Here is a 14,038-nt window from a genome sequence, read left to right as displayed (position 1 = left end):
ACGATAAGACATGAATCGAAAATTGATGTACTGCCTGTCTCTGTCTCTTTTTTTTCTATGTGCCTGTGGAAGCTCTTCCATTGTTGAGGAGGTAAAAGAGACGATTGACGAGAATGTAGATGACGGAAATACCGACGAAGATAATGATGGTTCATCGGAAGAGGACCGGATTGAAGGAGTGCTTTATCCGGATGAATTGGTACAAATGATGGGGAAAGGCTTCGATGTTGCCTGGTCTGAATTCAACAAATACATTGAAAATCATGATGAGCAAAAAGTAATTGATATTGCCGGGGCAGGTTTTACAATGGTGAGAATTCGTGTGAATAAGCCCGCTACGGATGAGCTGTTTTCGCATTTGGATGAACAGATTGATCAATGTTTAAAGCATGGTTTAATTCCTGTATTGGCTTTCCATGGGCATGATGCTGAAGAAGGAGAGGACATGGAACAGGCAAAGCAAGTTACGGTTGATTGGTGGCGTACTGTTGCGGAACGATACAAGGACTATTCCGATTTGCTTGTGTTCAACCTCTTTGTTGAACTGAATGGCAATTTGAAAAAAGACCATCAGCTTTTGAATGAGTTTTATGCAGATATAATTCCGGCAATTCGGGAATCAAACCCCTATCGAATTCTAATTGTTCCTCCGGTTGGTTTATCAAAACCTGCCAACTTGCAATTCATTCAATTGCCGGATGAATCGGACCCTTTTATTATGATGGAATGGCACTGCTATGCTGCCGGGCCGGCTTTGGAAGGGAACAAACAATGGACTACAGGAACTCCTGAAGAGCGCCAATTGGTACTTGATCATTTTGAGGCTGCCAATGAATACATGAAAGCAACTGGCCGCTCTACCTGGCTGGGAGCCTGGATGGCTGGGAACTACAACAAGGGAAATGAGTACGATATTTCATCGCAGGTGCAGTTTGCTACCTTTTTTGTTCGCGAATTGGCAAAGATAGAAGTGCCTTGGTGTATCAATACCGATGATAAGTTTTACGACTACCTGAACCTTAGGTGGTATCCGGAAGGAGAATATGGAGGAATTCCGGTACGTGATGTCATATTGGATACAGAAAAAGTTGCTCTCTATTCCGGCGAAGGATACCAGGGTGAAAGCTTGCGTTTAAGTCCTGGCGAGTACGATGAGGCTGAATTGCAGGCATTGAACTTTGACAATAAAATTTCCTCACTTATGGTTCCCTGGGGATTTAAAGTGATTGCATATACCGGGAAAGGATTTGCTGGAACTGCGCATGAATATACAAGGACAACACGCAGTTTTAGCAGTGAGTTGGAGAATACAATTTCTTCATTGAAGATTATCGATTTGGAAACATACGATTAATCGAACTCAGATTTTTAGATTGGCTAGTCAGCCCGCTGATTTCTTAATTGGAATGGCGGGCTGTTATTTTTTAGGGAAATTGATATTGAGCAAATAATGGAAAGTAGGTTGCCCTTTGATTCAAATCGTTGTAAATTAATGAGAACAAAAATGAATTAAAAAGAATCAAGGATGACTGAATATGCTAATCCCAATGACCTGGTGTTCTATGTGAAATATCATATCAAGCCGGAATTTACAAATGAGTTTCAGGAACGATTAATGGGTGTTGTTGAAAACATGACTCAGGAAGATAGTTTTGTGAGTGCTTTTGTGCACCAGTATGCCGAAAGTGAAGGGCGTTTTTCCATGTATGAACGATGGACGGATTCTTCGAAGGATGCTTTTATGACCTATCAAATGGAAGGAAAAGATTATCGAAAAGAATATGAGAAGCGACTGCCTTTGATAAGCGAAACTCCCAGAAAGATTCACTTGTTAAAACCATTGGCCTATTGGATTAGTGCAAATGTAAAGCCATCGGAAAATGATTTGATCTTCTATGTGAATTTCCACATTAAGCTGGATAAGCTTGAGGAGTGGAAGAAAGCTGCTTTGCAGATACTCAATAAAATGGCCGAGGAAGACGCCTTTGTAAGCACATTTCTGCATCAGGATGCAGAAGATCCTTCCCGATTTACCATTTATGAACGATGGAACGAAGCAAGTATGGAGGATTTTGAAAAGAATCACCTGAATGCAAAAGAATATAGACGGGTATATGAAAACATGCTACCAGATCTGATGCAAAGTATGCGAACTTTTCGAATACTGGAGCCTTTAGGAAGTTGGATAGGGAAATAGCAGTGAATTGAACCATTCATACCGCCTGACTGAACGGAAAATCTACTTTTACTATTATTTCTATTGGTAATTTAGTGTCAGCTTAATTGGCTGGTGTTGTCTGTATTTTTCACAGCTTGTATTTCGATTTTGAAATATAGTATGTAGTTTTACGCGACAAACAAACACTTCCCAGTAATAGCCTACACATACATTAAAAAATCATTCTCCTTCGCAAGTAGATGCGGGAGGTGATAAAATATGAATACAAAAGAAGACTCTGTACAATACAGAAGTTTCTGACGATAGAATAGTAGATGAAATGATTAAAAAACAACTAAACTCAGTTTTGATTAAGCCTTCGGGACCAGATTGTAATTTAGGCTGTACCTATTGCTTTTATTTGGAAAAGGCGGGTCTTTATCACCAACAGAAGGTTCACCGTATGGATGAGGAAACCCTGGAGATGTTAATCCGCCAGGTTATGGAACAATCAGGACCGGAAGTGTCATTTGGATGGCAGGGAGGAGAACCTACCTTAATGGGACTGGACTTTTTCAGGAAAGTGATTGAACTTCAACAGAAATACGGAAACGGGAAGACGGTTGGGAATGGTTTGCAAACCAACGGCTTATTGTTGAATGAAGAGTGGGCCGAATTCCTAAAAGAGTACAATTGGCTGGTAGGTTTATCATTGGATGGACCACAACATATTCACGATCATTATCGTCTTACTCCAAATGGGAAGCCAAGTTGGGAGATTGTGTCGAAAAATGCCAAAATGTTATTGGACAAGGGAGTGGCTACAAATGTACTGAGCTGTTTGACCGATCATTCAGCTGATCATATCGAAGAGATTTACAATTATCACAAGGAAATGGGCTTCGATTTTATGCAGTTCATTCCTATTGTTGAGACAGATAAGGAGAACCCCAGAGCAGCTGCATCTTTTTCACTTTCGCCTGAAAAGTACGGAGAAGTACTTTGTAAGCTTTGGGATCTTTGGATCAATGATTTCCAAAATGGAGTTCCTACTACATCGGTTCGTCATTTCGATTCACTTTTCCATACCTATGTGGGAATACCAGCACCAGAATGTACACTGCAGAAAGAGTGTGGAGTATATACGGTAATCGAGCACAACGGCGATGTATATGCTTGTGATTTCTTTGTAGAACCTCAGTGGAAATTGGGAAACATCAAGCAAGGGAAAATCATCAACATGCTAAACTCCAAAAAGCAGCATCAGTTTGGTTGCATGAAAGCCAAATTGCCGCGTAAATGTAAGAGCTGTAGTTACCTGAAACACTGTTTTGGAGGTTGTACAAAAGACAGAATCAAAGATCCTATGGACAATGGAATGCCGCGTTTCTGTACTTCATACAAAATGTTCTTTGCTCATGCCCACACCCAACTTCAAGAGATGGGAAGAAACTGGATTGCCCAGCAAATGCAGATGCAGAAAGAAATGGAAGCTCAGCAAAGCGGAGGAACCTACAATGCTTTCAATGATTTTGTGAAGAGATAGAACGCAGAAGTTAGGAATGTTCTGGTTTTTACCTGTTGAATTTTCACATTAGCTAATTAATCACTTCTTAAAACTACACCAATATCCCACTTTTCTACACCATAGTTCAAGTGGTATTGGTGTAGTTTGCGTGACCTATTTCCGGCATGATTTTATTAGGATTGAGATGTAAACCTGTAGGATATATAGCATGAATACAGGAGAAAATAAGGAAAATTTGTACCTTAGTTATTCTGCTGGAATACAAGACAATCTACGAAGTGGGTTGGTCTGGAAGGGAGTTATATCAAATTTTAGCAAATTATGGGACAAGAACAGAGCAGAAGAATACACACCTTTGAAACAACCATTCCAAAGCATGATGGTTTGGGCTTCGAGATTGATAAAATTCATGGGAATTATAAATATGACGAGATTGCTTCACAACTGACTCCGCATACTCATGATTTTTATTTTATATTATTTGTTAAGGAGGGAAGTGGGTTTCATTTTGTTGATTGTGAAAAGCATAAAGCTTCAGGATATTCGGTATTTTTCATCACTCCTGGACAATGTCACGCTTATGATCCGCGACTAATGAGTGGTTATGCCATATCCTTTAAGTCCGATTTTTACCGATTGAACAAGGCCATTGAGAAAATTTACGATTTTCCTTTTTTCCATACTACGCTAAGTTCTCCTGCCTTGCAAATTTCAAGTGACAATTTACGTATTCCTTCCTTGTTGGAGAACATGCACCAGGAGTTTGGAAAAGAAGAGTTTGGGAGGCAGAGCCTGCTACGATCTTCACTGGAGATTCTATTGGTGGAGTTGAGTCGTTTGTATGGGGTAGAGGAAATCAAGAAAGAGACGATAGCGCAAACCGATACCAAGCGCATTCGAAAATTGGAGTGTTTAATTGATACGAATTTTGTGGAGAACCGACAGGTTGGTTTCTATGCTGATAAGCTCAACTTAACATCCCGCCATCTCAACAGTATTGTGAAGAAAGGCACAGGGAAATCTATTTCCGACATGATTAATGCCAGGGTGCTGGCCGAGGCCAAACGAATGCTTTTGAACAGCGATGACACAGTTGCCGAAATCTCCTGGAAATTGAACTTTTCAGACAAAGCTTATTTTCATCGTTTATTTAAGAGCAGAACCAACTACACGCCGGAAGGATTTCGTGATAAGTTCCTAAAAGTACACTAAGACCTACCTTTTTTATACCCAGTAAGTTATTGGATGTGTCCAATTTTGCAATGAGGGATGATGTGATCTATCTCTACTGATTGTGGAATTGGACATTTTCGTTTTCCGACTTGATTAATGGACTTGTCTGATCATTGATTCACATGATCTCTGCGATGCTCTCATGAATATTGATTCGTGGAGAAAGTAACACCCTAGAGTGAGATATGATGAGGAAAAGAGAAAAAAGGAATCCAAACAAATTGATTCAAATGGAGCAGGGGAAATGTGAATTTTACATTGGGAAATTAGAGGAAGTAGAACATGCAGGTGTTTGGGGATGTCGGAAAAAGTTCCGGGAGAAGGACTTGTATGGGCTGGTGTTTCAATTTGGAGGGGCAGGAGTTCATCACGTTGATTGTAAAAGACATGAGTTAACAGGCAATGTGGTTACTTTCCTTTCTCCAGGGCAGGTTCACTCATTCGATTTCCAGAAAAGCAGAGGCTACTTGCTTGAGTTTAGTTCAAATATTTTCCACCAGTCTGATGACAATCGCAAACTGTATGATTATCCTTTTTTTCATACCACTCTCAACTCTGTTATCATGGAGTTACCCAATGATTTTTCATGTCTGACTTTCCACTTGGAGTCCATGTACAAGGAATATCAGCAAACCTGTTTCAAAAAGCAGAATCATTTGAAAGCATCTCTGGAGTTGTTGTTGATAGACCTAGAGAGACTGTATAGAAATGAAGCTGATAAAGGAGTGAAGCAGACATGTGATATCTCAGGCCGGATACGAAAGTTGGAAACTTTGATTGATGAGTATTATAAGGAGAACCGATCGGTGGCTTTTTATGCCGACAAGCTGCATTTGAGTTCCAGGCACTTAAATAATATTATTAAGGAGAGTGGGTGCAATTCGGTTTCCGATTTGATTCAAAAGCGGGTACTGCTGGAGGCAAAACGCTTGTTGCTGCACTCAGATTTTACTGTAACAGAGATATCTGCTCAGCTGAATTTTTCCGATAAGGCCTACTTCCACCGTTATTTCAAAACCCAAACCGGACGTACTCCTGAGCAATTTCGTAAAGAGTTCCTAAAAGTACACTAAGGCCCTACAATTTTATACCGCTTGCAGGAGAGCAAGTTCCGATATTTGTACCATAAGATTTAGTCAAAACAATTAAAGCAAAAATGAATATGAAAGCAGTAAGGTGTTTTTGGGGGATGGTGATGCTGATGGCAATTTCACTGCCTTTCTATTCCCAGGCTATGAACGGGAAAAATGATTCAAAGAGTAATAAAAGAGAAGTAAATAATTTAGAAGAAGGAGTAAGTATGGAAAATGTAAGAGCAAAAATAGCAAATCCAGACGATTTGGTTTTCTATGTGCAATTTCATTTAAAGCCTGAATTCGTTGGCGATTTTAAAGAGAGTTTGTTGGAGCTGGTGAACGAGATGGCGAAGGAGGAGACTTTTGTGAGCACTTTTTTACATCAGGATTCCAATGATCCAAACAAGTTCACCATTTATGAGCGCTGGAGGGAAGCCAGTATGGAGGACTTTATCAGCAAGCAGTTAAAAGGAAAAGAATACCGAAAGTATTATGAAGATCATATTGAAGAGTGGAGTGCCACAACAAGAGATATTTCGGTACTGGCACCAATGAACCAATGGATCAGCAAGGAGATTGAACCTTCGGATAATGACTTGGCTTTTTACGTGAATTTCCACATCAAACCTGAAAAGGTGGAAGAGTGGAAGAAAGCGGCCTTGCATGTACTAAATAGCATGACGGTGGAAGATACTTTCGTGGCTGCATTTCTTCACCAGGATGCAAATAACGCAAACAAGTTTACCTTGTACGAACGTTGGAGTGAGCCAAGTATGGAGACTTTCATGAAAAATCAGTTAGCGGGGAAAGCTTATCGCGATGAATATGAAAAGCAGCTTCCTGATATGATTAGCAGCCCTAGAACTTTTAGTGTATTGAAACCTGCAGGGAATTGGAACAAGTAATAAAATATAATTAAAATGAAGAAAGTAGTTAAGCTGGCATTTGTAGCTCTTCTGATCGGAGTGAGCTCATTACAATCATGTACAACAAAAAATACTGAAAGTATGGATACTAAGAAATTACAACAAGTTTGGGACAGACAAGAGATTGAACAGTTAATGTATCGTCATGCACGTTCTCTGGACAGAATGGATGCGGAATTGATGAAGTCAACCTACTGGCCTGAAGGGATTGAGGAGCATCAGGATCCGATTTTCCCTGAGCATTTTTTCTGGAATGACAATGCATGGAAATTCGTTCCCGAAGCCATGAAAGGATTTGAAAAACTAAAAATAACCCAGCACAGAATCAGCAATATTTTAATTGAGCTGGATGGCGACAAAGCCAATGCAGAGACTTACGTATGGGCTTACCATGTGCATACCGATGAGAATGGAGTGGACCATGAAGGAATTTTGGGAGGTCGTCACCATTTTAATTTGGAAAAACGTAACGACGAGTGGAGAATCATGCATCGTTCAACCGTATTTGATTGGAATCAGAACCAGAAAGCAACAGCGCTTTGGAGTGATAAATTCGATAATAAATACAGACCTCACAGAGGTGACATGAAAGATGATAGTTACAATTATCTAAAAGGAACAAAGTAATTGTTAGGAAGAGAGGAGGATATCCTCCTCCTTTTTCATCCATGTAGTTAAATTTTTAAATGTTAGAATAATGAACTTATCCGTTAAAACGATTCTTCTTCTCTTTGTGATGCTTTGGGCGAACAGCAGTTTTGCCCAGTCGGGTTTGAAGTTTGCCAATTTGGGAGATTTTGAGACCAGCAAGGGAGAGATTATAAAAGACACAAAAATTGCTTACAGAACAGTAGGGAAGTTGAATGCTGAGAAAAGTAATGCTGTTTTATGGCCAACATGGTTTACCGGTACGAGTGAGCAGATTTTACAATGGGGAATTCTGAATAATACCATCGATACCACGGGCTTATATGTTATTGTTGTAGATGCTCTTGGAAACGGCGTTTCATCTTCTCCTTCGAATACTGGTAAATTTCCTCAAATCACCATACGCGATATGGTAAATTCGCAGTATGAATTGCTGACTAAACATTTGGGAATAGATCATTTGCACGCTGTTATGGGAATCTCAATGGGGGGAATGCAGACCTATGAATGGCTGGTAGCCTATCCTGATTTTATGGATAAGGCGGTTGCGATTATTGGTACGCCCAGACAGTCGTTTTATGATATTCTGTTTTGGCAAACGCAGGCTGATTTGATCGAAAATGCCGGAAAAAATAAGCGTAAGTTAGAATTTGCCATGAAACGGGTTTACGACTTATTTACCATGAATTTATATACGCCAGATTTCTTTCACAAGAATGTAAAGCCTGAGAATGCTGAAGAGTATATGAAGGAACAGTATGCTAAAATGTTTCATCATGCCAATTATCTGGTTCAATTGAAAGCCATGATTTCTCACGATATCTATAAAAGTGCAAACCGAAGCATTGATAATATTGATGATGTTGTAAAGGCCGATTTATTGGTTGTTGTGAATAAACAGGATCACACAGTGAATCCGTTAAATTCAATTGCAATTGCAAAATCTCTGAAAAGTAAATTAAAGGTGTTGGATACAGAAAATGGACATGCCCTTCCTTTCTACGACCACAAGCAGGTTAAGATGGAAGTTGTGCCATTTTTGAGCAAGTAATGAGAAATAGCTAATACGGCCATTTGTATTTGTTTCAGGAATGAATTGTAGTTTGTTGGGAGGGATGAGTTCTTTTGGGACTTGTCCCTTTTGTTTTGAAAATGATTTGGTCATTGTTTTTGCCGAATCAATATCTGAAAATTGCAGTTGTCAGGAGTTCCTGAAAGTGCACCAAGACCCTCATTAAATGCACCTGTCTATGCCTTCTTTCTTCCTAATATTGTACTAATGTAAGCGAGTTGGGAAAGCAGGATCTTTTGTCTTGATTGTGGTGGATGAGAGTGGTAGAAACGATCAAATCCTGAACTGCCCCTTAATAATAAATAAATGTATCATGAAAAAGAATGTATTAAGTATTGTTGCGATTTTGGCTTTGTCGCTAAGTACTTTAGCACAGGGTGGAGATGAAAAAGTAAAAACAAAAGGAATCCCCGGAAACCGTGGGGCCGAGCATATTGGATTTACGGTGCCCAACCTGAAGGAAGCCGTTGATTTCTTTGAGAATGTGATCGGGGCTGAGGTTTTGTTTGAGATTGGTCCCTTTGCATCGGATGACAATTGGATGGAGGAGCATTTGAATGTGCACCCAAGAGCAAGAATTCCCAAGGCTGCATTTGTGAAGTGTGCCAATGGAGCCAATTTGGAAATATTTGAATATGAGTCGCCCGACCAAGTGAAAAGGCTGCCAAAGAACAGCGACTGGGGTGGACATCATATCGCTTTTTATGTGGATAATATGGACGAAGCGGTTAAGTATTTGAAATCAAAAGGCGTAAAGGTTCAGGGAGAACCGATTACCATGACCGAGGGACCAAACGCAGGTGTTAGCTGGGTGTACTTCCTTTCTCCATGGGGAATGCAATTGGAATTGGTGTCCTATGAAAATGGACAAGCCTACGAGAAAACAACTACAAAGAGAGCTTTTACCCCAAAGAAATTGTATTGATATGAAGAAAGAATATTTAAACGACTACGGACTGTTGGTATTGAGAATTGGTTTGGCTTTGTTGATGTTGCCACATGGATTATCCAAGGCCGGGCTACTGTTTGGAGGAGGAGAGATTCGTTTTCCTGACCCATTGGGTGTTGGAGCCAGCTTTTCGCTGGGACTTGCTGTAGTGGCAGAAGTCATCTTTTCCTGGCTGGTGTTGTTGGGATACAAGGTTCGACTTTCTGTTATTCCGCTAATTGTTACCATGTTGGTGGCCATATTTGTGATTCATATAAATGATCCTTGGGCCAAGAGCGAATTGGCAGTTCTGTATTTATTAGCTTATGTGGTGTTGGCTATCGCTGGAAGCGGAAGGTACTCCCTTGATAGATTAATTGAAGGTAGAAAATAAAAACATGGGAAAAATAATTGGATTTAGTGGTAGTCCCACCAAAGGAGGTGTAATGGAGAGTGCCATGATCAAAGTAATGGAATCAAGCGGACATGATTATGAGTTGATTCGCTTGAGTAAGAAACAGATTAAATTTTGCACAGGTTGTGTGGCTTGTGCCAGTACCAATCAATGTGTATTTCGTGATGATATGGATGAACTTTTAAAGAAGTTCATGGATGCCGATGCTGTTGTGTTTGGAGGAATCACGCGTCACAATGGGGTAAATGCCATCATGAAGAATTTTATGGAGCGTTTTTCTCCCCTCTTTCATCGAAAAATGCTTTCGAAAGGGAAGCCGGTAGCCATTTTGAGCTCTGGTCTCGCTACGGCACATGAGGCCTATAGGGATATGGCTGAATTTGTACAGAACTTCCGAATGGAAGAGGTAGGATCTCTGGAGACAGGAGGAAATGCTTCTTGCTACAAATGTGGTTTTGGCGAAACATGTGCATATAGTGCATTTCTTGCCATCAACGGGAAAGATGCCAAGCTTTCTGATGATCCTTATTACTATTTCGACAGGGATAGCGAATGTGTTCAAAAGGCAGAAGACTTGGGGAAATCCATAGCAAAACGATTAAAGGAGAAGAATTGAGATATGAACTTATTTGAGAATACAACAATTGGTGGTATTGAGCTAAGAAATCGCCTTATGCGATCAGCCACCGCCACCTTTATGGCAGATGATAAAGGATATGTTACTCCTAGGGTGAAGGAGGTGTATCAAGAACTGTCTGAAGGCGAAATTGGATTGATCATTTTTGAAGATACTGGTGTAGGGGAGAATACCTTGGAATCAAAACACCTGATGATCGGAAATGATTCGTATATTGAAGGTTATAAAGAGATTGTGGATCAGATTCATTCCAATGGAGGGAAAACGATCATTCAATTGAGCCACTCCGGAATTCTTAGAAAAGGGGAAAAGGTGGTGGATGTGACCAATGGTTTTGATGATCGGCTGATTACCAAAGAGGATATTTCCGAGATTGTGGAACTGTATGGGAATGCAGCCCTGAGAGCAAAAAAGGCAGGTTTCGACGGAATACAGATACATGCTGCACATGGCTACTTCCTCACGAAATTTCTGAGCCCCTACTTTAACCGACGGAATGACGAATATGGTGGGAGTGTTGAAAAGAGAGCCAGAGTGGTGGTGGAGATCCTGAATAACATCAAGGCCAAATGTGGAACTGATTACCCGGTTTTTCTAAAACTCAACAGTTCTGATTTTATGGCCGAGGAAAATACCAATACCCTTACTGAGGCCAAACAAATTGCCATCATGCTTGATAAAGCAGGAATTGATGCCATTGAAGTGAGTGGTGGCGTTTCGGGTGGGGTGTATGGTCCTGCACGTAACAAAATCTTTAAACAGGAGAATGAGGCGTACCACAAGGAAAATGCGAGTGAAATTGCAAAAATTGTATCTGTTCCTGTAATTGTAGTGGGTGGATTCAGAAGTCTTGAGGTGGCTGAAGAAGCTCTTCAGGAACAAAATGTTGAGGCTGTCTCTTTGTCCAGACCTTTGGTAAGAGAACCACAGCTGGTGAAACGATGGAAAAATGGGGACACCTCTAAAGCCATGTGTGTTTCGTGCAATGCCTGTTTTAATATGGATGGAGCCATATGTGCTTTTAACAAGAAGAAAAGAGCATAAACTAAATAATATTACAAAATGGAAAACAAGGAAAAACGATTGGATCAGGAGTTGGAAAAGATCATGAATGATTTTTCTCAGTCGGCTCCCGACAAGGTAAAGGAGATTATCGGAATGGGAATTTCTACATTGGCCGAAAGCGATTTGCTTGCCAATGCAATCAAGGAGGGACACAAAGCACCGGATTTTGTCCTTACCAACCATCAGGGAGAGAAAGTAAGCTTGAGCAATATGCTTAAAAACGGCCCCGTTGTTCTGACTTGGTATCGCGGTGGATGGTGTCCGTTTTGCAACATGCAATTGCAATACCTACAACGCAGTTTGCCTGCTTTTCAGGAATTGGGTGCAAGTATGCTGGCCCTAACGCCTGAAAAACCTGATGGCTCCTTAAGTGTAAAGGAAAAGAATGAATTGGAATTCGAAGTTTTGTCTGACTTTAACAATGAGGTGGCCAAGTCGTACGGAATTGTTTTTAAATTGAACGATGAGGTCAGTGATCTCTATAAGAATACTTTCAACTTAGATCTGGAAGCCTACAATGACACTGATTCAGATGAACTTCCTGTTCCAGCTACTTACCTGATAGATCAATCTGGAATTGTAAGGTATGCCTATCTGAATGCGGATTATACAAAGCGGGCCGAACCAAAGGATATTTTGGAGGCTCTCAAAGACTTGAAATAAGAGAATCGACTTAAATATCAATTAGAATATGCAAAAGAAGATTTTTGAACCGACCCGAATGGGGAATCTGGAGCTGAAGAATCGCCTGTGGCGATCGGCTACATGGCTAAATTTGGCAGATGAAAAAGGACACCTAAGCCCGGAACTGATTTCCCGTTATGAGGAATTGGCCCGAGGTGGCGTTGGTACCATTATTACTGGTTATGCCCATATTCTTGAGGATGAACAACCCAATGGGGGCATGATGGGCATCTACTCCGATGATTTTATTGAGGAGTACAGACCTTTTGTTCAAAGAATCCATGACTTGGGAGCTAAAATGATTATGCAGGTTTGTTACGGAGGATCTTCTACACGCTATAAAACGGAAGATCGCATGATCTGGGGACCTTCTGCAGTAAAAAATCCAGCTTATGGAGTCACTCCCAAAGAGATGACACAGGAGGATATCAGAACTGTAATCGATGCTTATGCTCAAAGTGCGAGACGTGTGAAAGAGGCAGGTTTTGACGGGGTGCAATTGCATGCGGCCCATTCTTATTTATATAGTCAGTTTCTTTCGCCTTATTTTAATCGTCGTGAGGACTCTTATGGCGGATGCATTGAAAATCGTGCCCGTATCATTTTTGAAACTCTCGAAGCGGTGCGCAAGGAGGTAGGTCCTGATTATCCTGTATTGATAAAAATGCATAGCACTGATGACTGGGCTGAGAATGGATTAAGCATTGAAGAAAGTCTTTGGGTGGCTAAGGAATTGGAAAAAAGAGGGATTGATGCCATTGAGTTTAGTGGTGGAAATCCGGTTGTTTCCGATAAAGGGGCAATAAGAACCAGGATCCATAAAAGGGAAAAACAAGCGTATTTCTTTGAGGAAAGCAAAAAAATTGCTGCTGACTTAAGCATCCCGGTAATATCAGTGGGAGGACACCGCAATATGGAGCTGATGGAACAAATTCTGAACGACAGCAATATCAGCTATATTTCGTTGTCGCGTACTTTGCATTCAGAGCCAGATCTTCCTAATAAATGGAGACAAAATCCTGAGTACAATCCCCGTTGTGTTTCCTGTGCCAAATGCTGGGCACCCGAGGGGAATGTTTGCATTCTGGATCGACGAAAAGAGGCAGTGGCTAAAGCCTAATAAATCTATAAAAATACTTCCACGCAAAATCTGCAAAGATCACTCAATTGAATCTTTGCACTCTCTGCGTGGAGCAGAAATTAATAAAAAGAAATGATAGAAGCAGTATCAAAACTATTTGCCAAAGAAGATAAAATTGAAGACTTGATTTCCGTGTTCAAGGAAATGGTAGAACCAACAAAAAAGGAGAAAGGATACATTCTTTATGAGATGTATCAGGACAAGGATAATCCTTCTGTTTTGATTGTTTTGGAGCAATGGGAAAGCAAAGAAGACTTTGATGCACACTGTAGCTCGGAGCATTTCTATCGGATTGTGCCACAAATGCTGGCATGTATGGATAAAGAGAGTGAAGTAAATATTTGTCATCGGGTGGCCTAAGCCCAATCAAATGCTTGTTGCAGGAGAAGATCTCCGGCAAATCATACACAAATACAGAGAGTCTAATAAAATAGAACAATGCCGATTCTGAAAATCAGAATCGGCATTGTTTGTTCTAGGATATTTAACAGAAAAAGCAAGGGTTTTATCTTATATGTAAAATGTTT

General features: G+C 40.5%; 15 protein-coding genes. All 15 read left to right on the top strand.

Annotated features, from left to right (window positions below; genetic code table 11):
• The first annotated feature begins 10 nt into the window (after window positions 1-10).
• The 15 genes from DF185_RS03490 (at window position 11) to DF185_RS03420 (ending at window position 13,871) form a co-directional block, all read left to right on the top strand.
• Complete coding sequence (locus DF185_RS03490) at window positions 11-1,354, top strand: glycoside hydrolase family 5 protein (protein WP_110359316.1); 1,344 nt, start codon at window positions 11-13, stop codon at window positions 1,352-1,354.
• A 171-nt stretch (window positions 1,355-1,525) separates the two neighbouring features.
• Entirely contained in the window at window positions 1,526-2,197 is a 672-nt protein-coding gene (locus tag DF185_RS03485) for a putative quinol monooxygenase (protein WP_110359315.1), read from the top strand.
• 301 nt (window positions 2,198-2,498) lie between these two features.
• Window positions 2,499-3,704: an anaerobic sulfatase maturase gene (locus DF185_RS03480; RefSeq protein ID WP_110359314.1), complete on the top strand. Its 1,206-nt coding sequence runs from the start codon at window positions 2,499-2,501 to the stop codon at window positions 3,702-3,704.
• Between the two features lie 303 nt (window positions 3,705-4,007).
• Complete coding sequence (locus DF185_RS03475) at window positions 4,008-4,898, top strand: AraC family transcriptional regulator (protein ID WP_110359313.1); 891 nt, start codon at window positions 4,008-4,010, stop codon at window positions 4,896-4,898.
• Window positions 4,899-5,107: 209 nt separating this feature from the next.
• Window positions 5,108-5,992 carry a helix-turn-helix domain-containing protein gene (locus tag DF185_RS03470; RefSeq protein ID WP_165835927.1) on the top strand — a complete coding sequence of 295 codons (885 nt, stop codon included), beginning with the start codon at window positions 5,108-5,110 and terminating at the stop codon, window positions 5,990-5,992.
• Between the two features lie 89 nt (window positions 5,993-6,081).
• Window positions 6,082-6,900, top strand: a complete 819-nt coding sequence (locus DF185_RS03465; protein ID WP_165835926.1) for a putative quinol monooxygenase — start codon at window positions 6,082-6,084, stop codon at window positions 6,898-6,900.
• Between the two features lie 15 nt (window positions 6,901-6,915).
• Complete coding sequence (locus DF185_RS03460) at window positions 6,916-7,548, top strand: nuclear transport factor 2 family protein (protein ID WP_207784562.1); 633 nt, start codon at window positions 6,916-6,918, stop codon at window positions 7,546-7,548.
• 70 nt (window positions 7,549-7,618) lie between these two features.
• A complete protein-coding gene (locus tag DF185_RS03455; protein ID WP_110359310.1) occupies window positions 7,619-8,620 on the top strand; it encodes an alpha/beta fold hydrolase in 1,002 nt (333 codons plus the stop codon).
• Between the two features lie 334 nt (window positions 8,621-8,954).
• Window positions 8,955-9,566, top strand: a complete 612-nt coding sequence (locus tag DF185_RS03450) for a VOC family protein (RefSeq protein WP_110359309.1) — start codon at window positions 8,955-8,957, stop codon at window positions 9,564-9,566.
• Window position 9,567: 1 nt separating this feature from the next.
• Window positions 9,568-9,963 carry a DoxX family protein gene (locus DF185_RS03445; protein WP_110359308.1) on the top strand — a complete coding sequence of 132 codons (396 nt, stop codon included), beginning with the start codon at window positions 9,568-9,570 and terminating at the stop codon, window positions 9,961-9,963.
• Between the two features lie 4 nt (window positions 9,964-9,967).
• Window positions 9,968-10,600 (top strand): flavodoxin family protein, encoded by a 633-nt coding sequence (locus DF185_RS03440; RefSeq protein WP_110359307.1) that lies wholly within the window; start codon window positions 9,968-9,970, stop codon window positions 10,598-10,600.
• A 3-nt stretch (window positions 10,601-10,603) separates the two neighbouring features.
• Window positions 10,604-11,665, top strand: a complete 1,062-nt coding sequence (locus DF185_RS03435; protein WP_110359306.1) for an NADH:flavin oxidoreductase — start codon at window positions 10,604-10,606, stop codon at window positions 11,663-11,665.
• A gap of 18 nt (window positions 11,666-11,683) precedes the next feature.
• Window positions 11,684-12,349: a peroxiredoxin-like family protein gene (locus DF185_RS03430; protein WP_110359305.1), complete on the top strand. Its 666-nt coding sequence runs from the start codon at window positions 11,684-11,686 to the stop codon at window positions 12,347-12,349.
• 28 nt (window positions 12,350-12,377) lie between these two features.
• Window positions 12,378-13,490 carry an NADH:flavin oxidoreductase gene (locus DF185_RS03425; RefSeq protein WP_110359304.1) on the top strand — a complete coding sequence of 371 codons (1,113 nt, stop codon included), beginning with the start codon at window positions 12,378-12,380 and terminating at the stop codon, window positions 13,488-13,490.
• Between the two features lie 93 nt (window positions 13,491-13,583).
• Window positions 13,584-13,871, top strand: a complete 288-nt coding sequence (locus DF185_RS03420) for a putative quinol monooxygenase (RefSeq protein ID WP_110359303.1) — start codon at window positions 13,584-13,586, stop codon at window positions 13,869-13,871.
• The last annotated feature ends 167 nt before the right edge of the window (window positions 13,872-14,038 follow it).

Origin of the sequence: Marinifilum breve (assembly GCF_003202155.1) — a bacterium.
Taxonomy (GTDB): domain Bacteria; phylum Bacteroidota; class Bacteroidia; order Bacteroidales; family Marinifilaceae; genus Marinifilum; species Marinifilum breve.
This window is presented reverse-complemented; position numbering and strand designations above follow the sequence as displayed.

Coding starts and splice junctions, on each gene's coding strand:
- DF185_RS03460 (WP_207784562.1), top strand. CDS start 6,916: ATGAAGAAAGTAGTTAAGCTGGCATTTGTAGCTCTTCTGATCGGAGTG.
- DF185_RS03450 (WP_110359309.1), top strand. CDS start 8,955: ATGAAAAAGAATGTATTAAGTATTGTTGCGATTTTGGCTTTGTCGCTA.
- DF185_RS03430 (WP_110359305.1), top strand. CDS start 11,684: ATGGAAAACAAGGAAAAACGATTGGATCAGGAGTTGGAAAAGATCATG.
- DF185_RS03470 (WP_165835927.1), top strand. CDS start 5,108: ATGAGGAAAAGAGAAAAAAGGAATCCAAACAAATTGATTCAAATGGAG.
- DF185_RS03445 (WP_110359308.1), top strand. CDS start 9,568: ATGAAGAAAGAATATTTAAACGACTACGGACTGTTGGTATTGAGAATT.
- DF185_RS03440 (WP_110359307.1), top strand. CDS start 9,968: ATGGGAAAAATAATTGGATTTAGTGGTAGTCCCACCAAAGGAGGTGTA.
- DF185_RS03425 (WP_110359304.1), top strand. CDS start 12,378: ATGCAAAAGAAGATTTTTGAACCGACCCGAATGGGGAATCTGGAGCTG.
- DF185_RS03480 (WP_110359314.1), top strand. CDS start 2,499: ATGATTAAAAAACAACTAAACTCAGTTTTGATTAAGCCTTCGGGACCA.
- DF185_RS03420 (WP_110359303.1), top strand. CDS start 13,584: ATGATAGAAGCAGTATCAAAACTATTTGCCAAAGAAGATAAAATTGAA.
- DF185_RS03475 (WP_110359313.1), top strand. CDS start 4,008: ATGGGACAAGAACAGAGCAGAAGAATACACACCTTTGAAACAACCATT.
- DF185_RS03490 (WP_110359316.1), top strand. CDS start 11: ATGAATCGAAAATTGATGTACTGCCTGTCTCTGTCTCTTTTTTTTCTA.
- DF185_RS03435 (WP_110359306.1), top strand. CDS start 10,604: ATGAACTTATTTGAGAATACAACAATTGGTGGTATTGAGCTAAGAAAT.
- DF185_RS03455 (WP_110359310.1), top strand. CDS start 7,619: ATGAACTTATCCGTTAAAACGATTCTTCTTCTCTTTGTGATGCTTTGG.
- DF185_RS03485 (WP_110359315.1), top strand. CDS start 1,526: ATGACTGAATATGCTAATCCCAATGACCTGGTGTTCTATGTGAAATAT.
- DF185_RS03465 (WP_165835926.1), top strand. CDS start 6,082: ATGAAAGCAGTAAGGTGTTTTTGGGGGATGGTGATGCTGATGGCAATT.